This window comes from Micromonospora sp. RHAY321 (genome assembly GCF_023896955.1).
GTDB lineage: Bacteria > Actinomycetota > Actinomycetes > Mycobacteriales > Micromonosporaceae > Micromonospora.
In genome coordinates this window covers 572,746-591,448 of the sequence record NZ_JAMHIW010000002.1, presented here as the reverse complement: position 1 = coordinate 591,448, position 18,703 = coordinate 572,746, and the positions used below count along the sequence as shown (strand labels likewise).

The 18,703-nt window shown below is 74.6% G+C and carries 14 protein-coding genes and 1 riboswitch; of the genes, 8 read left to right on the top strand and 6 right to left on the bottom strand.

The window, feature by feature from the left end:
* Window positions 1-26: 26 nt before the first annotated feature.
* From M8C17_RS07045 to M8C17_RS07035, 3 genes are all read right to left on the bottom strand, one after another.
* Window positions 27-2,267, bottom strand: a complete 2,241-nt coding sequence (locus M8C17_RS07045) for a magnesium chelatase subunit D family protein (RefSeq protein WP_308209374.1) — start codon at window positions 2,265-2,267, stop codon at window positions 27-29.
* On the bottom strand, window positions 2,264-5,932 hold the full coding sequence (gene cobN / locus M8C17_RS07040; protein ID WP_252415576.1) for a cobaltochelatase subunit CobN: 3,669 nt from the start codon (window positions 5,930-5,932) through the stop codon (window positions 2,264-2,266). Before cobN ends, M8C17_RS07045 begins: the two co-directional genes overlap by 4 nt.
* A 329-nt stretch (window positions 5,933-6,261) precedes the next feature.
* Window positions 6,262-6,391: riboswitch (cobalamin riboswitch) on the bottom strand.
* Window positions 6,392-6,848: 457 nt separating this feature from the next.
* Entirely contained in the window at window positions 6,849-7,184 is a 336-nt protein-coding gene (locus M8C17_RS07035) for a hypothetical protein (RefSeq protein WP_252415575.1), read from the bottom strand.
* Between the two features lie 121 nt (window positions 7,185-7,305).
* Between M8C17_RS07035 and M8C17_RS07030 the strand changes: the two genes are divergently transcribed.
* The 5 genes from M8C17_RS07030 to M8C17_RS07010 all read left to right on the top strand — a co-directional run bounded on the left by M8C17_RS07030 (window position 7,306) and on the right by M8C17_RS07010 (window position 12,235).
* Complete coding sequence (locus tag M8C17_RS07030; protein WP_252415574.1) at window positions 7,306-7,887, top strand: RNA polymerase sigma factor; 582 nt, start codon at window positions 7,306-7,308, stop codon at window positions 7,885-7,887.
* Entirely contained in the window at window positions 7,880-8,599 is a 720-nt protein-coding gene (locus M8C17_RS07025; RefSeq protein WP_252415573.1) for a hypothetical protein, read from the top strand. The genes M8C17_RS07030 and M8C17_RS07025 overlap by 8 nt, the downstream gene beginning before the upstream one ends.
* A 98-nt stretch (window positions 8,600-8,697) precedes the next feature.
* Window positions 8,698-9,198, top strand: coding sequence for a hypothetical protein (locus M8C17_RS07020; protein ID WP_252415572.1), 501 nt, complete (start codon window positions 8,698-8,700; stop codon window positions 9,196-9,198).
* Between the two features lie 181 nt (window positions 9,199-9,379).
* Window positions 9,380-11,533: an RNA polymerase recycling motor ATPase HelR gene (gene helR, locus M8C17_RS07015; protein ID WP_252415571.1), complete on the top strand. Its 2,154-nt coding sequence runs from the start codon at window positions 9,380-9,382 to the stop codon at window positions 11,531-11,533.
* Between the two features lie 18 nt (window positions 11,534-11,551).
* Window positions 11,552-12,235 (top strand): hypothetical protein, encoded by a 684-nt coding sequence (locus M8C17_RS07010; protein ID WP_252415570.1) that lies wholly within the window; start codon window positions 11,552-11,554, stop codon window positions 12,233-12,235.
* Between the two features lie 79 nt (window positions 12,236-12,314).
* Here M8C17_RS07010 and M8C17_RS07005 read toward each other — a convergent pair whose 3' ends face one another.
* Window positions 12,315-13,211: an aldo/keto reductase gene (locus tag M8C17_RS07005; protein ID WP_252415569.1), complete on the bottom strand. Its 897-nt coding sequence runs from the start codon at window positions 13,209-13,211 to the stop codon at window positions 12,315-12,317.
* A 74-nt stretch (window positions 13,212-13,285) separates the two neighbouring features.
* Window positions 13,286-14,551: an MFS transporter gene (locus M8C17_RS07000; protein ID WP_374557440.1), complete on the bottom strand. Its 1,266-nt coding sequence runs from the start codon at window positions 14,549-14,551 to the stop codon at window positions 13,286-13,288.
* Window positions 14,552-14,712: 161 nt separating this feature from the next.
* On the opposite strand from M8C17_RS07000, the gene M8C17_RS06995 reads away from it, so the two are divergent.
* Both M8C17_RS06995 and M8C17_RS06990 read left to right on the top strand, forming a co-directional pair.
* Entirely contained in the window at window positions 14,713-15,705 is a 993-nt protein-coding gene (locus tag M8C17_RS06995) for a LacI family DNA-binding transcriptional regulator (RefSeq protein ID WP_252415568.1), read from the top strand.
* Between the two features lie 87 nt (window positions 15,706-15,792).
* Entirely contained in the window at window positions 15,793-16,509 is a 717-nt protein-coding gene (locus M8C17_RS06990) for an alpha/beta hydrolase (RefSeq protein WP_252415567.1), read from the top strand.
* Window positions 16,510-16,521: 12 nt separating this feature from the next.
* Here M8C17_RS06990 and M8C17_RS06985 read toward each other — a convergent pair whose 3' ends face one another.
* Complete coding sequence (locus M8C17_RS06985) at window positions 16,522-17,646, bottom strand: aromatic acid exporter family protein (RefSeq protein ID WP_252415566.1); 1,125 nt, start codon at window positions 17,644-17,646, stop codon at window positions 16,522-16,524.
* An 87-nt stretch (window positions 17,647-17,733) separates the two neighbouring features.
* Here M8C17_RS06985 and M8C17_RS06980 point away from each other — a divergent pair, with 87 nt between their 5' ends.
* Window positions 17,734-18,672: an AraC family transcriptional regulator gene (locus M8C17_RS06980; RefSeq protein WP_252415565.1), complete on the top strand. Its 939-nt coding sequence runs from the start codon at window positions 17,734-17,736 to the stop codon at window positions 18,670-18,672.
* Window positions 18,673-18,703: the final 31 nt, after the last annotated feature.

Here is an 18,703-nt window from a genome sequence, read left to right as displayed (position 1 = left end):
TGTCTGTCATATGCGCGCTTCGTCCGTTATGCCGCGACAGAAAGTGCAAGATCGCGGGGCTGGGGGTGGGCCAGGGCGGCCAGGAGGGTGTGGGGGGCGCCCAGTTGGGTTGCCAGGCGGCGGGCCAGGTTCAGGCGGACGGGTCCCGTTTCGCAGTCGACGACGACGCAGGGAGCGCCCGTCGCCGCCAGGACCGCCGCGGCTCCGGCCGCCCGGTCGAGCGGGCGGGTGCCGGCGGTGGCTCGGCCGTCGGTGACGATGAGGACCAGGGGGCGGCGCTTCGGGTCACGGAGGCGCTCCACCCGCAGCAGGTCGGCGGCGGCGAGCAGCCCCTCGGCCAGGGGCGTACGCCCACCGGTGGGCAGCTCGGCCAGCCGGGTCGACGCGGCCAGCACCGACGAGGTCGCCGGCAGCAGCGTCCGCGCGCCAGCGCCCCGGAAGGCGATCACCGCGACCTTGTCCCGCCGCTGGTACGCGTCCGTGAGCAGGGCCAGCACCGCGTCCTTGACGGTGGTCATCCGCTGCCGGGCACCCATCGAGCCGCTCGCGTCCACCACGAACAGCACCAGGTTGCCCTCACGGCCCTCGCGGACGGCCTCGCGTACGTCGTCCGGGCGCAACCGCAGCGGGCCGGTCAGCCGGCCCCGGGCCGCCTGGTGCGGGGCGGCGGCGCGGACCGTCGCGGGCAGGTGCAGCGCACCCACCCGGCCCGCCGGCACCCGGGACCCGGTGGTGCGGCCCCGCCCGGTGCGGGCACGCGAGCGCCGGCCGGGCACCCCGTCACCCACGCCGGGGGCGGTGAGCAGGCGGGCCGTCAACCCACCCCGGGGTACGGCCACCGGCTGACCGCCCGCCGTGGCGTGCGCCCCGCCGCGACTCGGGTAGCCGTCGGCCGGCCCGCTGTCCATGCCGTCGCCTCCGTCGCCGCGCGGGCCGCCGTCCTGATCGGGTCTGCCCCAGCCGTCGTCGTCGCCCCCGCGCTGCGGCCACCCACCGTCCGGATCGGCCTGTCCCTGCGGACCCGTGTCGCCGACGGCCGACCGCCCGGCCCGACCTGATCCGGGGTCGGTCCGATCCCGGTCGCCCTCCGCGCCGCTCCCGTCGGGGCCGCTCTCGTCCGTGTCGCGTCCCTCACCGCCGCCCGGGCCGCCGGTGTCCCGTGGACCGCCGCCGTCCGGGCCACGATCGGTCGGGCCGCCGTCGTCCGGGCCACGATCGGTGGGGCCGCCGTCGTCCGGGTCGTCGTCGGGGTGCGCGTCCTGGGCCCGCTGCAACGCCTCGTCGAGGCGCTTCTCGTCCAGGCCCGGCGTGTCGAACGGGTCGCGGCGGCGGCGGTGCGGCAGGGCCAGCCGCGCGGCCACCCGGACGTCGTCGATGGTGACCCGGTCCCGGCCGTGCCAGGCGGCGTGCGCCAGCGCGGTGCGGGCCGTGACGATGTCGGCGCGCATCCCGTCCACGTCGAACGCCGCGCACACCTCGGCGATCTGGCGCAGGCTGGCGTCGGGCAGGCGTACCCCGGGAAGCCGGTCGCGGGCGGCGGCCACCTGGCCGGCGATCTCGGCGTCGGCGTCGGCCCAGCGGGCGGCGAAGCCGGCCGGGTCGGCGTCGGCGGCGAGCCGGCGGCGGACCACCTCGACCCGGATCGCGGGGTCGCGGCTGGCACCGACCTCGACGGTGAGCCCGAACCGGTCGAGCAACTGCGGGCGCAGCTCACCCTCCTCCGGGTTCATGGTGCCGACCAGCAGGAACCGGGCCGCGTGGCTGACCGAGACGCCCTCCCGCTCGACGTGGCTGCGGCCCATCGCCGCCGCGTCCAGCAGCAGGTCGACCAGGTGGTCGTGCAGCAGGTTGACCTCGTCGACGTAGAGCACGCCCCGGTGCGCGGCGGCCAGCAGGCCCGGTTCGAAGGCGCGCACCCCCTCGCCGAGGGCCTTCTCCAGGTCGAGGGAACCGACCACCCGGTCCTCGGCGGCGCCGACCGGCAGCTCCACCAGGCGAGCCGGGCGGGTCTCGGCCGAGGCGTCGGCCGGGTGCGGGCCGTCCGGACAGGCCGGGTCGGGCTCGGCCGGGTCACAACCGAACCGACAACCCACGACCCGGGGTACGGGAGGCAGCAGCGCGGCCAGGGCGCGTACCGCGGTCGACTTGGCGGTGCCCTTCTCGCCGCGCACCAGCACCCCGCCGATCGCCGGGGAGACCGCGTTGAGCAGCAGGGCCAGCCGCATGTCGGCCATGCCGAGCACGGCGCTGAACGGGTAGGTGGTCATGCGCGCTCCTCCAGGTCACCCTCACTGGCCAGGTACGTGTCGCGGAGACGGTCGAGGGTGGCCGGCTCGGGTTTGACCCACAGCCCCCGGTCGGCGGCCTCGAGCAGCCGCTCGGTGATGCCGCGCAGCGCCCACGGGTTGGACCGCTCCAGGAACTCCCGGGTGGTCTCGTCGAAGAGGTACGCGGCGGCCAGGTGCTCGTACATCCAGTCGTCGACGACCCCGGCGGTGGCGTCGTAGCCAAACAGGTAGTCCACGGTGGCCGCCAGCTCGAACGCGCCCTTGTAGCCGTGCCGGCGCATCGCGGCGATCCACTTCGGATTCACCACCCGGGCCCGGAACACCCGCCGGGTCTCCTCGCCCAGGGTGCGGGTACGCACGTCGTGCGGCATCGCCGAGTCACCCACGTACGCCTGCGGCGACGTACCGGTGAGGTGGCGGACCATCGCCACCATCCCGCCGTGGTACTGGAAGTAGTCGTCGGAGTCGACGATGTCGTGCTCGCGGGTGTCCTGGTTCTTCACCGCGACCGCGATCCGGGCGAACGAGCGCTCCATGTCCGCGCGCGCCTCCCGCCCGTCGAGGCCACGGCCGTACGCGTAGCCGCCCCAGACGGCGTACACCTCGGCCAGGTCGGCGTCGCTGCGCCAGGTCCGGGCGTCGATCAGTGGCAGCAGCCCGGCGCCGTACGCCCCCGGCTTGGAGCCGAAGATCCGGGCGGTGGCCCGCCGCTCGTCGCCGTGCTCGGCGAGGTCGGCGGTGACGTGCGCCCGGACGTAGTTCTCGGCGTCCGGCTCGTCCAGGGCGGCGACCCGCCGGACGGCGTCGTCGAGCAGCGCCACCACGTGCGGGAAGGCGTCGCGGAAGAAGCCGGAGATGCGCACGGTGACGTCGACGCGGGGTCGACCCAACTCGGCCGTCGGCACCACCTCGATGCCGGTGACCCGCCGCGACCGGTCGTCCCAGACCGGCCGGCAACCCAGCAGCGCGAGCACCTCGGCGATGTCGTCGCCCTGGGTCCGCATCGCGCTGGTGCCCCACACGGTCAGCCCGACCGAGCGGGGGTACGCCCCGGTGTCGGCGAGGTGCCGGGCCAGCAGCGAGTCGGCCAGGGCCACCCCGACGTCCCAGGCGTTGCGGCTGGGAATGGCCTTCGGGTCGACGGAGTAGAAGTTGCGGCCGGTGGGCAGCACGTTGACCAGACCCCGGGTGGGCGAACCGGACGGGCCGGGCGGCACGAACCGGCCGTCGAGGGCGCCGAGGGTGTTGGTCAGCTCGTCGGTGGTCCGGTCCAGCCGGGGCACCAGTTCGGTGGCGGCGAAGCGCAGCACGGCGGCGGCCTCCGGGATGGCTCGGCCGGTCACCTCCTCGACGACCGCGTCGGCGGCCCCGACGGTCCAGCCGAGGGTTTCCATCCCGATGACCAGCCGCCGGGCGAGTGCCTCGATCAGGTCGACGGCGTCGGCGGCGGTGGCGGCCGGCCCGTCCACGACGTCGGTCAGCGCCGCCGGCAGCGCCAGCCGCTGTCCCGGCGACGCGAGCAGTTCCTGCTCGTCGAGGGCGTACGCGGCGGCGAGCGCCTGTCGCAGTCCGGGCAGGGCGCGGGCGCCGCCCCAGATCTGCGGGGCGCGCAGCACGGCGAGCACCAGGTTGACCCGGGGTTCGCCGGTCGGCGCGGCGGCGAGGATGTGCAGCCCGTCGCGGATCTGCACGTCCTTGACCTCGCAGAGGTAGCCGTCGAGGTGCAGCACGAAGTCGTCGAAGTCGTCGGCGTCCGGCATGGCCTCGGCGTGCAGGTCGTGGTGCAGCTCGGCGGCGCGTACCAGGTCCCAGATCTGCGCGCGCACGGTCGGCACCTTGGCCGGGTCGAGCGCCTGCACGGTGGCGTACTCGTCGAGCAGTTGCTCCAGCTTGGCCAGGTCGCCGTAGGTCTCGGCGCGGGCCATCGGCGGCACCAGGTGGTCGATCACGACGGCGTGCGCCCGCCGCTTGGCCTGGGTGCCCTCGCCGGGGTCGTTGACGATGAACGGGTACACCAGCGGCAGGTCGCCGAGGACCGCGTCCGGCGCGCAGTCGGCGGCGAGGCCCAGGCCCTTGCCGGGCAACCATTCCAGGGTGCCGTGCTTGCCCAGGTGCACGACGGCGTCCGCGCCGAAGCCTCCGTCGGCGACCGGCGCGGCCAGCCAGCGGTACGCCGCCAGGTAGTGGTGGCTGGGCGGCAGGTCCGGGTCGTGGTAGATGGCGATCGGGTTCTCCCCGAAGCCGCGCGGCGGCTGGATCAGCAGCACCACGTTGCCGAAGCGCAGCCCGGCGAGCACGATGTCGCCGCCGTCGGTGTACAGCTCGCCGGGAGGCTCACCCCAGTGTTCCCGCATCCGCTCCCGCAGCTCGGCCGGGATGCCCTCGAACCAGCGCCGGTACGTCTGCCCGGGCACCCGGGCCTCGGCGGCGGCCAACTGCTCCGGGGTGAGCCACTCCACGTCGTGCCCGCCGGCGGCGATCAGCGCGTGGATGAGTGCGTCGCCGTCGTCGGGAAGCGGTGCGTCGCCGAGGTGGTAGCCGGCGTCGGAGAGCGCCGCGAGCAACCGGACCGCCGACACCGGGGTGTCCAGCCCGACGGCGTTGCCGACCCGCGAGTGCTTGGTGGGGTACGAGCTGAGCACCACGGCGATCCGCTTGTCGGCGTTCGGCACGTAGCGCAGCCGGGCGTGGCGCACCGCGATGGCGGCCACCCGGGCGGCCCGCTCGGCGTCGGCGGCGTAGACCGAGAGCCCGTCGGCGTCGATCCGCTTGAACGAGAACGGCACGGTGACGATCCGGCCGTCGAACTCGGGGATGGCCACCTGCATCGCCGCGTCCAGGGGGGACAGTCCGGCGTCGCTGCCGGCCCACTGCTCGCGGGTGCTGGTCAGGCAGAGCGCCTGGATGACCGGCACGTCCAGGGCGGCCAGGGCGCCGACGTCCCAGGCGTCCTCGTCGCCGCCACCGGAGGCGTTCGCGGCGACCGCGCCGCCGGCCGCGAGCACGGTGACCAGCAGCGCGTCGCAGCGGGCGAAGAGGCCGAGCGGGCCGGCACCGGCGGTCAGCCCGCGCAGCGAGCCACAGAAGATGGGCAGCGGGTTGCCGCCGGCCGCCCGTACCGCGTCGGCCAGCACGTCGACGAAGCCGGTGTTGCCGGCCAGCGCGTGCGCCCGGTAGAAGACGATCCCCACGGTGGGCCGGTCCGGGTCGACCGGGTGGTCGCCGTGCACCCCGTACGCCGGGGTGGGCGCGGGCGGGGCGAAGCCCTCGCCGGTGAGCAGCACCGTGTCGGAAAGGAACCGGGCCAACTGGCCCAGGTTGTCCGGGCCGCCCTCGACCAGGTACGCCAGCGCCTGGGTGGCCACTCCGGACGGCACGGAGGAGACGGCCATCAACTCCGCGTCGGGCACCGCCTCGCCGCCGAGGACGACCGTCGGCAGGCCGCTCGCGAGCACCGCGGCGAGGCCGTCCGGCCACGCCTGCCGACCCCCGAGCAGGCGTACGACGGCGAGGTCGACCCCGTCGAGCAGGGCGGGCACCTCGTCGGCGGCGACCCGCGCGGGGTTGGCCGGCCGGTAGTCGGCGCCGCTGGCCCGGGCGGCCAGCAGGTCGGTGTCGGCGGTGGAGAGCAGCAGGATGCGCACGGAAGGCTCCGGAGAGTGACGCCCCGGCCGCCACGGGGGCGACCTGGACGAAGCGGGGGTGGGTGCGGCGTCAGCCGGTACGACGGCCCGGCGAGCGGGTCACCGACGTGGGCGTCGGGAGCCGGTCATCGCCGTGTGCGCGACTCAGCGGTGCCGGTGACCGGCGCGACCGTGCGCACGGCCGGCCTGGCGCACGCTGGCGCGGCCGGGTGCGGGCACGGCGGAGCGCCCGCCGTGCGGGTCATGACCGTGCTCGTCGGTGAAAGAGACGCCATGCGTCATCGGGTCCTCCTCGGGTGTCCACGCCCTGGGGTACGTCCCGACGGCCGAAGTATCCTGGCTTCCGGATCGACGCTCTCCCCCGGCCTTCCAACCGCAGACACACGGCCGTGACGCACGAGGGGGGATCACTCCCCGGTGACAGTGGCGGGACCGCGTCGGAATCACACCGACTTCCTTCACTGCCGTCAGGCCGCGAATGCTGCCACACCCGTCCGCCGCCGGTCAACGGCACCCCGCCCCCCGCACCGGCGGGTGGCGGCGATCGAGATCTGCTGATTTGTGGGCGCCGAGGACGCCGGCGGGCGGACCTCCGGGTCGATGTCCTCGTCCTTTGCTCTGCTTCAACCCACGCAACGAAAAACGCCCGCACTGTTGCGTCCGCTGAAGCAGAGCAAAGGACGGGCGGGCACCGGGACTGCCTGGCCAGACGGCGGGTGACCCTCCGTTCGACCGGGCCCGGCGAGGCGACCGCACCAGCGGACGCCATCTATCCGCGAGGTCGACCGCCGTCATCGCCCACGGTTGGGTCACCTCGTCGGCCGGGTGGCACTTTGGCGGGCCAGACAGACCGGAGGCGAGCCACGTGTTGATCGTGACGCCCGCCGACGAGCGCGGAAAGTGTGACGGGCGACGCTCAGCGCGCGTGGCGCTCCGGGTGCGCCCGGTTCCACACCCGCATCCGCTCCGGGTAGCCGGTGCGGGCCGCCTCGTACAGCGGCACCGCGTGCTTGCGGGCGATGGCGCCCGCCGCGCGCGGAGTACCGGTCCGGCGGCGGATCCACTCGCCGTCGTGGGCGATCGCCACCACCGTCGTGTCCGTGGCGGTGGTCTCCGGCTCCAGGTAGAACTCCACCCCCTGCCGGCTGGCGATGAACGCCTCCAGCGCCGCGAGGTCGTCCCGGGTCGCCTCCCGGTCCAGCTTCGTCGGGGTCGCCTCGGTGCCCCGTGCCCGTCGACTGAACCAGCCCATGCCCCACCCCTCTCCTCGACGCTCCCACCAGTGCACCACCGATTCCTGGCAATACGCTGCACGCCGGGTGGGAGTGAGCTGGCCGGGCCGCGGGTGGAACCCGCAGCGCCCGGGCGGTGTCATGAGTGTGATGCAACCGGAGGTCCCCCTGGACGACGACGTGCTCGTCAGCCGCGCTCGGGCAGGTGACCTGGAGGCGTACGACCTCCTGGTCGCCCGGCACACCGCGTCCGCGTACCGGACGGCGGTGCTGCTCGGCGCGGGCTCGGATTCCGAGGACGTCATCCAGGAGGCGTTTGTGAAGGGTTACCGCAGCCTGTCCCGCTATCGAGGTGATTCGTCCTTCCGGTCCTGGCTGCTGGCGATCGTCGCCAACGAGACCCGCAACCTGCACCGGTCCCGCAGCCGGCGGGACGGACTCGCCCTGCGGGCCGCGGCGGCGAACCCTGCGTCGGAGATCGCCGAGGACGGCGCGGTCGGGGCGGTCCTCGCCGGGGAGCGGCGCGCGCGGCTGGTGGAGGCCCTGCGCCAACTGCCGGAGCGGGACCGTGAGGTGATCGTCTGCCGGTTCTTCCTCGATCTCAGCGAGGAGGAGACGGTGGCGACGTTGGGGTGGCCCCGGGGCACGGTCAAGTCGCGGACGTCCCGGGCGCTGGCGAAGCTCCGCGGTCTGCTCGACCGGGAGGAGGTCCGGCATGGGTGACCTGGAAAGGGAGCTGCGCGATCTCTCGACCTGGCTGGAGACGCCCGACCCACCCGACGTGACCGCCCGCGTACGCGCACAGTTGACCGCGCCCGCGCCCCGCCGACGCCGGTGGGGCGCCTATGTCGCCGCGGCACTCGTCGCGCTGCTGGTGGCGGTGCTGCCCCCGGGGCGGGCCGCGCTCGCCGACGCCATGGCGGGGTTGCTGCGCTTCGCCGGAGTCACCGTTGTCACGTCGTCCGCACCCGAGCTTCCCGTCGGCACTCCGTCTCCGCTGCCCTCGCAGCGGGCCGCCGCGCTGGACGAGGCGCAACGGGCGGTGCGTTTCCCGATCCGCCTCCCGGCGAAGCTCGGCCCACCCGAGCAGGTGTTGGTCGCCGATCCCGACGACACGGGCGCCTGTCGGGTGGCGACGTTGCTCTACGACGGGGGTGCCTTGCGCATCGACGCCTTCGACGGCCACCTCGACCTGGCCTTCCACAAGCAGACGGTCCGGCCCGGAGCGGAGTGGACCCAGGTCGACGGCGACTTCGCCATCTGGGTCGGCGGTCCACACGTCCTGGCCTATGTGGACCGTTCGGGAGAGGTTCGCCGGGAGACGGCCCGGCTCGCCGCCTCGACCCTGATCTGGCAGGAGGGCGACGTGAGCTACCGGCTTGAGGGCGACCTCACCAAGCTCGAAGCGATCGCGATCGCTGGATCGCTCGACTAGCGGGACGGGGAACCCGGCGGTCCCGGCCGGTGTCCTGATGGTGAGACGCAGAAAGCGCGGGTTCCGGAAGGGGCGAGATGGGTTTCTGGGGCAGGTTCATGCTGGGATCGGTCGTCCTGCTGGCGGCGGGGTGCACGGGCACCGGCCAGTCGGCCACGCCGGCCGGCGCTCCGACCACCACGGTCACGGCGAGCCCAGCGACAGGCTGCGGTTCCCGGGTCGAGACGGGCCCCCTGCCCGACTGGGCGGACGCCGGCTTCAGCGGGGACGCACGCGTCCCGCACGTCTTCGGCGCCAACGGCGACATCGTGGCGGTGCTGTTCGCCCACCCGCTGGCGCAGGTCCGGCAGGACGGGTCGAACAACAAGATCCTCTGGGTGTCCCGCCCCGCGACGTCGTCCGCAGCGAGCACGTCGCCGGCCAGCCTGGTGATCACCGCGACGCTGGACGGCACCGGCACCAGGGTGACCAGGGAGGTCGCCGGCGGCCCCGGGCCATCGATCATCGACATGCCGCGGGCGGGTTGCTGGCACCTCGAACTCCGCTGGGCCGGCCGCACCGACACGATGGATCTGGTGTACGCCGACCGGCTGCCCTGACCGACGCGGGCAGGTGCCGAGGCCATCGCGGGGAGGCGTCCGCCGAGCGGACCATGCAAAAAAGGGAGGAACCCCTCCCTTCCACTCTCAACATATATCGCACTGGGGGCCTTGCCGCAAGACCCCAGTTGTGCCGCAGAATTGCCGGCCGACGCCAGATTCTGCCGAATTGGGAGTGCCCTTGAACCCCGCGCCCACCAGCGTGTTCGCCCTTCCCGACCACCTCTCCCCCAAGGCCGACGCGGCGCTGATCGCCCGCGACGAGCAGCACTTCGCGGCCATCGCGGAGAGCCTGGAGCAGACGTACGCCGACCTGTCCGACCGCCTGGACACCGCCCGCAAGGCGCCCAGCGGCAAGGGCCGGCAGGCGGTGGACCGGGACCAGGAGGTCCGCCGGCTGACCGCGCGCCTGCGCCGACTGCGTCGCTTCGGTCTGGACCTGTGCCTCGGACGCATGGTGAGCGCCGACGATCCCGAGCCCGTGTACGTCGGACGCCAGGGCCTCACGGACAGCGAGGGCCGCCGGCTGTTGCTCGACTGGCGCTCCCCCGCGGCTGGGCCGTTCTTCGGCGCGACCCATGCCAACCCGATGGGTCTGGCCAGCCGCCGCCGGTATCGCTGGACCCTCGGCCGGATCAGCGACTACTGGGACGAGGTGTTCGCCGCGGACGGCCTGGAGGGGCACGCCGCGCTCGACGACCAGTCCGCCTTCATCGCCAGCCTGGGCAGCAGCCGGTCGAACCGGATGCGCGACGTGCTCAGCACGATCCAGGCCGACCAGGACGCTATCATCCGCGCCGGATCCAGCGGTGCGCTCGTCGTCGACGGCGGTCCGGGCACGGGCAAGACCGTCGTCGCCCTGCACCGCACCGCCTACCTCCTCTACGCCGATCCTCGCCTCGGTCACCGGCGGGGCGGGGTGCTGTTCGTCGGCCCGCACCAGCCCTACCTATCCTACGTCGCCGACGTCCTGCCCAGCCTCGGCGAGGAGGAGGTGCAGATCTGCACCCTGCGGGACCTCGTCGCGGAGGGCGCCGCGGCGACGATCGAGACCGACCCCGACGTGGCCCGGCTCAAGTCGTCCGCGGATGTGGTGAGGGTGGTCGAGGCGGCCGTCCGGTTCTACGAGGAGCCGCCGGCCAAGGGGATGACGGTCGCGACCGACGAGTCGGACCTGTGGCTGAGCGCCGACGACTGGGCCGAGGCGTTCGAGGCGCCGGGGCCCGGCACCCCGCACAACGAGGCGCGTGACGAGATCTGGGAGGAACTGCTCACGATCCTGATCAACAAGTACGACGGCGACGAGCCGGACGACCTGGTCCGCGGAGCGCTGGAGCGGAACGGGGAGCTGCGCGCGGCTTTCAACCGTGCCTGGCCGCTGCTCGACGCGGCCGACCTCGTCGGAGACCTGTGGTCGGTACCCGCCTACCTGCGCAGGTGCGCGCCCTGGCTCAGCGCGGACGAGGTCCGGAAGCTACAGCGCGACGATGCCCGGGCCTGGACCGTGTCCGACCTGCCGCTGCTGGACGCGGCACGGCAGCGGCTCGGCGACCGGGAGGCGTCGGGGCGTCAGCGTCGGCACGACGCCACCGTCGCCGTCGAACGCGCGCGCATGGCCACGGTCATCGACGACCTGATCGAGGCCCACGCCTACGACGACGGTGAAGGTGTGCTGTCGAGCCTGCGCCAACTGGATCTCCAGGATGCCCTGGTCGACGAGGCCGCGCTGCCCAGCACCGAGCCGGACCAGCTCGCCGGCCCGTTCGCGCACATCGTCGTGGACGAGGCTCAGGAGCTGACCGACGCCGAGTGGCAGATGCTGCTGCTGCGCTGCCCGTCCCGCAGCTTCACCATCGTCGGGGACCGGGCCCAGGCCCGGCACGGGTTCACCGAGTCGTGGCAGGAACGGCTCGAACGGATCGGGCTGGACCGGGTCACCCTGGCTTCCCTGAGCATCAACTACCGCACGCCTGAGGAGGTCATGGCGGAGGCCGAGCCGGTTATCCGGGCCGTGCTCCCGGACGCCAACGTGCCGACCTCGATCCGCGCCAGCGGCGTCCCCGTCGTACACGGATGCGCGTCGGACCTGGGCGCGATCCTCGACAGGTGGCTCGCCGAGCACGCCGACGGCATCGCCTGCGTCATCGGCGATACCACCTTCGAGGCGACGTCCCGCGTCCGGTCGCTGACCCCGGAGCTGTCGAAGGGGCTCGAGTTCGACCTGGTCGTCCTCGTCGATCCGGAGGCTTTCGGCGAGGGCGTCGAAGGAGCGGTCGACCGCTACGTCGCCATGACCCGGGCGACGCAGCAACTGGTCATCCTGACCAGTTCCTGAGGTCCTAGGCTGCGTGGCGTGTCCGAGGATGTGCGGGAGGCGGCGGCCCGCAACAACGCCGACTGGTGCGCCGTCGTCTGCGACACCCACGGGGTGACCGGCCGGACCGACGCCGACGCCTGGTCGGTCCCCCGTCGCTCCCCACCCTGGTACCCGGACGCGGTCACGCTGCGCCCCGGCGTGGACGCCGGGGCGCTGCTGGCCCGGATCGACGCTGGGTCCGGTGCGTCGGTGAAGGACAGCTTCGCCGACCTCGACCTGTCCGGGCACGGCTTCCGGGTGCTCTTCGACGCGCAGTGGATCCACCGGCCGTCAGCGGACCCACCGGGCGGCCCTCCGCTGGACCGCGTCACGACACCGGAACGGCTGGCCGCCTGGGCGACGGCGCACGGCGGCGGGGAACTGTTCCGACCGGCGCTGCTGGCCGACCCCCGGGTCCGGGTGCTGGCCCGCTACGACGACCGGGGCGCGGTCGTCGTACGGCGCGGTGGTCAGCGGCGACGGTCCGTACGGGGTGTCGAACCTGTTCGCCCGCACCGGCGACCCCGGCGACATCTGGCACGCAGTGCTCGCCACCCTGCCCCGCCTGCCACTGCTCGGCTACGAATCCGACCCAGACCTCGCCCCGGCCCTCAGCGCCGGCTTCCTCCCGCTCGGACCCCTCCGAGTCTGGCTCCGCACCTGACCCCCCACCCCCGTTGATCATGAAGTTGGCGACGCGACACGCCGGCGTCGAGGACGCCAACTTCATGATCACCGGGGCGGTTGCGGGGTGGGAGCGTCAGTTCAGGAGGGTCAGGTCTTCGGGGGTCAGGTTCAGGGAGGCGGCGGCGATGTTCGCCGTGAGGTGTTCCGGGTTGGCGGTGCCGGGGATGGCCAGCACGTGCGGGCCCTGGTGCAGGGTCCAGGCCAGGCGTACCTGGTGCGGGGTGACGCCGTGGGCCCGCGCGACGGCCTCGACGGCCTCGCTCTGCCCGACGCTCGCGCCCGCCTCCCGGCCGGTGCCGGCCACCGCGAAGAAGGGCACGTAGGCGATGCCCCGCTCGCCGCAGGCCCGGACGAACGGGTCCTGCTCGCGGTAGGCGTCCACCCCGTAGTTGTTCTGCACGCAGACCACCGGTGCGATGTCCGCCACCTCGGCCAACTGCTCGGGCCGGACGTTCGAGAGCCCGAGGTGCCGGATCAGCCCGGCGGCGCGCAGCTCGGCCAGGGCACCGAACCGCTCGGCCAGTGGCACCGGGCCGGGTCCCCGACCGAGCCGCAGGTTCACCACGTCCAGCTGGTCACGGCCGAGCCGGCGCAGGTTCTCCTCGACCTGGTCCCGCAGCTGCGCCGGGGTGAGCGCCTCGCTGAAGCCGGTCTCCGGGTCGTACCCGAAGCCGACCTTCGTGGCGATCACCAGATCCTCCGGGTACGGGGCGAGCGCCGCCCGGATCAGCTCGGTGGCGTACCGGGCCGGCCCGGTACCCACCCTCAGTGTGCCGCCCGGCGAGACGTAGAAGGCGGCCGTGTCGATGTGGTTGACGCCCAGCTCCACGGCGCGGCGCAGCAGGGCGATCGCCGGCTCGCGGTCGGGGTTGGCGGTGATCCGCATGGACCCGAAGCCCATCCGGTGCACCGTGCGGTCGCCCAGGGTCCAGCTGCCCGCCGCGGCGGCGGTGATCTTGTCGGTTGGCATCGGGCGACCCTAGCCAGTGCGGGGTGCGCGGCGCAGTCGGCCGCGCACCCGATACCGCCCGGCGGCCGTCCGGGTTAGATTTTGTGTGTCGAAGGGGTCGGTTCGACGGCACGCGGCGGGCGCAGCACCGACACCAGCGCCAGCGTCGGCACCAGCAGCAGCGGCACCACCAGCAGCGCGCGGAGCGTGCCGACCCGGTCGCCGAGCAGCCCCAGCAACGGCGGCCCGGCCAGGAACGCGGTGTAGCCGATCACCGCGACCACGCTGACCCGGACCGGCGCGTGCGCCTCCTCGTCGGCCGCCGCGCTCATCCCGACCGGGAAGCCCAGCGACGCACCGAGCCCCCAGAGAGCGACGCCGACGATGGCCACCGGCCCCGAGCCGGCCAGCACGGCCATACCCGCGCCGACCACGGCGAGCAGGATCGTGCCGGTGAGCACCGGCACCCGGCCCCACCGGTCCAGCGCGATCGTGCCGGCGGTGCGCCCGAGGGTCATGCCGACGACGAAGACGCCGAAGACCGCCGCGCCCGCCGCCTCGCTCAGATCCCTGCCGTCGACGAAGGCGACCGCCAGCCAGTCGTTGGCACTGCCCTCGGTGAACGCCATCACCAGCACGAACAGCCCGATCAGGAGGGTGCGTGGCTCCCGCCACGCGGCGAGCTGCGCCCGGCGGCCAGCCGCCGGGCTGGCGTCGGTCGGCCGGTCGGCCGCGTCGACGACCGGCCGGGGCAGGAACGCCCGGGCACTGAGCGCGGTGCCGGTCAGCACCACCACCGCCACCCCGGCGAGGTGCGCGCCGACGGGCACGTCGAAGCGGGCCGCCCCCGCGCCGAGCGCCGCGCCAGCCACCGACCCGAGGCTCCACGCCGCGTGGAAGCGGGGCATGACGGTACGCCCCAACCGCCGTTCCACGGCCGCCGCCTCGACGTTCATCGCGACGTCGCAGGCGCCGGAGCCGTATCCGAAGGCGATCAGCCCCACCGCGACGACGACGGCCGAGCCGGCCACCGTGGCGCCCAGCCCGGCCACGGTCAGGCCGACCGCGACGAGCACCGTGGCCAGCGTGACGGTGCGGGCGGCGCCGAGGCGCTGGGCGAGGAGACCGGAGGTGGGCATGGCGAGCAGCGCGCCGACACTCATCGCCAGCAGCAGCAGCCCGAGCCGGCCGGCGGAGAGGTCCAACGCCTCGCGGACCGCCGGCACCCGGGAGAACCAGCTGCCCACCGCCAGCCCGTTGAGGGTGAAGGTGACGGCGACGCCGTTGCGGGCGAGCCGCACGATTCGTGGCGGCGTGGGCACGGTGTCCGGGGAGAGGGGCGGGCTGGTAGGGGCGCTCACGAGGGCAGGTCCTCTTTCTCGGGGTGATCTCCTGCGACGATCGCACACCTGAGAGCGCTACCACCACAACCGGCCACCGCCCCTTACCGTCGACGCTGCGGCCGGGGGATGATTCCCGGCAGGGGTTCGTCCGCCCGGACGGGTGACCCGAGGAGGGGACCATGACGGCAGCGACACAGCGACCGGCCACTCTGGAGGACGTCGCGCGCGTCGCCGGGGTGTCCCGGTCGACGGCCTCGCGGGTGATAGCCGGGACCGGGTTCGCCTCGCCGGCGGCCCGGGAACGGGTCGGCGCGGCCGTCGACCAGCTCGGCTACGTGCCCAACCCGGCCGCCCGGGCGCTGGTCCGCGGCGGCGGGGGCGTACGGCTGGTGGTGGCGGTCGCGGGGACCAGCGCGGCGGTGCTGGACGACCCGTACGTCCACCGGGTGGTCGGCTCGGCGGCCCAGGTCTGCGCGCCGGCCGGCATCGGCGTGGCGCTGCACTGGCTGCCGCTGGGCCAGCCGAGCAGCCTCGACCAGCTCGCCCGGGACGGCAGCGTGTGCGGCGTGGTGCTGGTCAACACCACCACGGACCTGCTGGACGCCGTACCTCGGTCGCTGCGGGGCCGGGTCGCGTCGATCGGCATCGGCTCGGCCACCGTGCCGTCGTTCGACGTCGACAACGACACCGGCGCCAGCGAGGTGCTGCGCCACCTGTACGCCACGGGCCGCCGCCGGATCGCCATGGTGACCGGCCCTCGGTGGCTGCCGTGCTCCCAGCGCCCGGTGGCGGCGTACCGCCGGTTGATGCGCCAGGCCGGCCTGCCGGAGCGGGTGCTGCCCGGGGACTTCACGGCGGCGAGCGGCCGCGCCGCGGGCGGCGAGGCGTTGCGGCGCTGGCCCGACGTCGACGCCATCTACGCGATCAGCGACGAGACCGCGCTCGGGGTGATCGCGGCGCTGCGCGACTCGGGGGTCCGGGTGCCCGGCGACGTCGCGGTGGCCGGTTTCGACGACATCCCGCTGGCCGGCATGACCGCCCCGGCGCTGACCACCGCGAGCCACCCGGTGGGCCGGATCGCCGTCGCGGCGGCCACCGCCGTGCTGGACGGGCGCCCGACCGCGCCGCAGACCCTCTTCCCGTCCGCCCTGGTGGCCCGGGACAGCGCCTGACCCCGCACCGGCGAGCGCCGGCGGTTAAGCCGTGGCGAGCCGGGTAACCGCGGCGCACACCCCGCCGACAGCGAGGAGCGGTGACCCGTGTCCGACCCCGCGCCGCAGGACCGAGAGCCGGCGGACGACTCCCGGCACGGCCGGTTGAGCGCCCGCGTCCATCCGCCGGTGGCGTCCGCGCCGACCGGGTTGGTGCCGATGTCGGACGCCGACGGCGCGCTGGTGGCGATGGCGTACGCCCCGGAGCCGGCCGCCGACGGCGCCGCGTACCGCCTGGTGGTGCTGCTGCACGGGGCGGGCGGCTCCGCGCGGCAGGGCCTGGACCTGCTGCTACCGGTCGCGGACGCGCAGCACCTGCTCCTGGTGGCCCCGCAGGCGTCGGCGAGCAGTTGGGACCTGATCGCCGGCGGCTTCGGGGCGGACGTGCGGCGCATCGACGGACTGCTGGCGACCGTCTTCGACGGGTACCCGGTGCGCGACGTGACCCTCGGCGGGTTCTCCGACGGCGCCTCGTACGCGCTCTCGCTGGGCCTGGCCAACGGCGACCTCGTCGACGCGGTGGTGGCCTTCTCCCCCGGTTTCGCCGCGCCGCCGGCCACCCACGGCCGGCCGCGGATCTACGTCTCGCACGGGGTGGACGACCGGGTCCTGCCGATCGACATGTGCAGCCGGCGGCTCGTCCCGCACCTGCACAGCCTCGGCTACGACGTCACCTACGAGGAGTTCCCCGACGGACACGAGGTCCCCACCTCCGTCCGCGAGTCGGCCACCGCCTGGTTGACCATGGCGCGCCGACCGTCCTGACGGCCGTACGGGTCAGATCGCGGGGAGCCCGAGGGCTTCGTCGACGCGGGCGAGGACGGTGACGTCGTCGTCGGGGCTGAGGCCGCGCAGCAGGTCGATGGCCGTTGCCCGGACCTGACCGATGATCATGGCGAGTGGGAGGGTCTGGGTCGATCCGAAGAGCTGCCCGGCGGTGTGCACGGCGGCCAGCGCCGACTTCTCCGCCCGGGCGGCGTGCCGGTCGGCGGCCTCCTCCTGCCCGTCCAGGTCGGCGGCGAGGGCCGCGCCGGCCTCCCGGACCGCCTCGGCCAGCGACCGCACGGCGGCACCCAGCTCGGGCGACACCGGGGCGTGCAGCCGGCTGAGTGTGACCCCGGCACGGGCGAGCACCCGGACGTTGCGGACCACGTAGTCGGTCTGCCGGATCGACTCGTCCACCGACCGCAGCCGACCCATGTGCCGCCGTCGGCGCACGTTGAGCCGCAGTGCCTCGCCGGCGGCCAGCACCCCGTCGCGCAGCCCGTCGACCCGGGCGTCCATGCCCCGCGCCCGGCCCAGCGCGGCCACCGCGGCGGCCTCGTCCGAGTGGTCCAGCGCGTCGGCGATTCCGCCCAGCAGCCCGGCCAGCTCGTCGAAGGTGCGCCGCACCTCCGCGACCAGCGGGGCCAGCGGGCGCCGGGCGTCCACCAGCAGGCTGACGGCGAGCGCGACCACGCCGCCGACGAGCGCGTCGACGAAGCGGAACGGCACCAGCGATCCGTCCGGTGGTGCGACCACCACCAGGTAGAGGGCGGACACCGCGGCCTGCACCAGCGTCACGCCGGTGGCACCGAACGCGACCGCGAGCAGCACGGTGAGCAGGATGACCGTGAACACCGTCCAGGTGCTGCCCGGGCCCAGCGCCTGCACGACGAGGTCCGCGACCAGCACACCGGCGGCAACCCCGAGGACGACCTCGACGGCCCGCCGGATCCGCTGCCCCCGGGCCTGACCGAGAACGATCAGCGCGGCTGCCGGGGCGAAGAAGGGCTGCGGATGCCCGAGCAACCGGGTGGCCAGCAGCCAGGCCACGGTCGCCGCGACGGTCGCCTCCAGCACCGGCCGCCAGCCCTGCCGCAGCCGCCCACCGGCCACCCGCAGGCCGCTGACCCGCACCATCGCCCACCTCCCCGCTCAGCGCGCCGGCCGCCCGTTGATCCGCTCGCAACACCCGGAGCGCCCCTCGCGATCGTCTACCATCGCGCGATGGACCCGCTCACCGGGCTGCTCGACGGTCCCCGCGCCCGGGGCGCCTTCCTGCTCCGCTCGGTGCTCGACCCGCCGTACGCGCTGCGGATCGAGGACCGCGCGCCGCTCACCGTCGTGGCGCTGGTCAGCGGCACCGCCTGGCTCGTACCGGACGAGGCGGCCCCGGCGGCGCTGCGGCCCGGAAACGTGGCGGTGCTGCGCGGGCCGGACGGCTACCTCGTGGCGGACGACCCGGCCACCCCGCCGCAGGTGGTCATCCACCCGGGGCAGCGCTGCACCACCCTGCGCGGCGAGCCACTGGCCGCGTCGATGGCGCTGGGCGTGCGCACCTGGGGCACCGGCCCGTACGGGTCGACGGTGTTGCTGACCGGCACGTACCAGTTGCCCGGCGAGGTGAGCCGTCGGCTGCTCACCGCGTTGCCGCCACTGCTGGTGGTCCCGGCCCAGGAGTGGCGCAGCCCCCTGGTCGCGCTGCTCGCCGAGGAGGTGACCCGCGACGCGCCCGGCCAGGCTGCGGTGCTGGACCGGCTGCTGGACCTGGTGCTCATCGGCGCGTTGCGCACCTGGTTCGGCCGCCCCGACGCGGCGCCGGGCTGGTACCGGGCGGCCGGTGATCCGGTGGTCGGTCCGGCGCTTCGGCTGGTGCAGAACGACCCGGCCCGGCCGTGGACGGTCGCCGCGCTCGCCGCCGAGGTGGGCGCCTCCCGGGCGGTCCTGGCGCGCCGCTTCACCGAGCTGGTCGGCGAGCCGCCGATGGCGTACCTGACCGGGTGGCGGCTGGCGCTGGCGGCCGACCTGCTGCGCGAGCCGGACGCCACGCTGGGCGCGGTGGCCCGCCGGGTCGGCTACGCCAGCCCGTACGCGTTGAGCACGGCGTTCCGCCGGGTCCGTGGCATCACCCCGAGCCAGCACCGGGTCGGCGCGCCGGCCGACTGACCCCGGGTCAGCTCCCGGTCGTGCAGGTGTA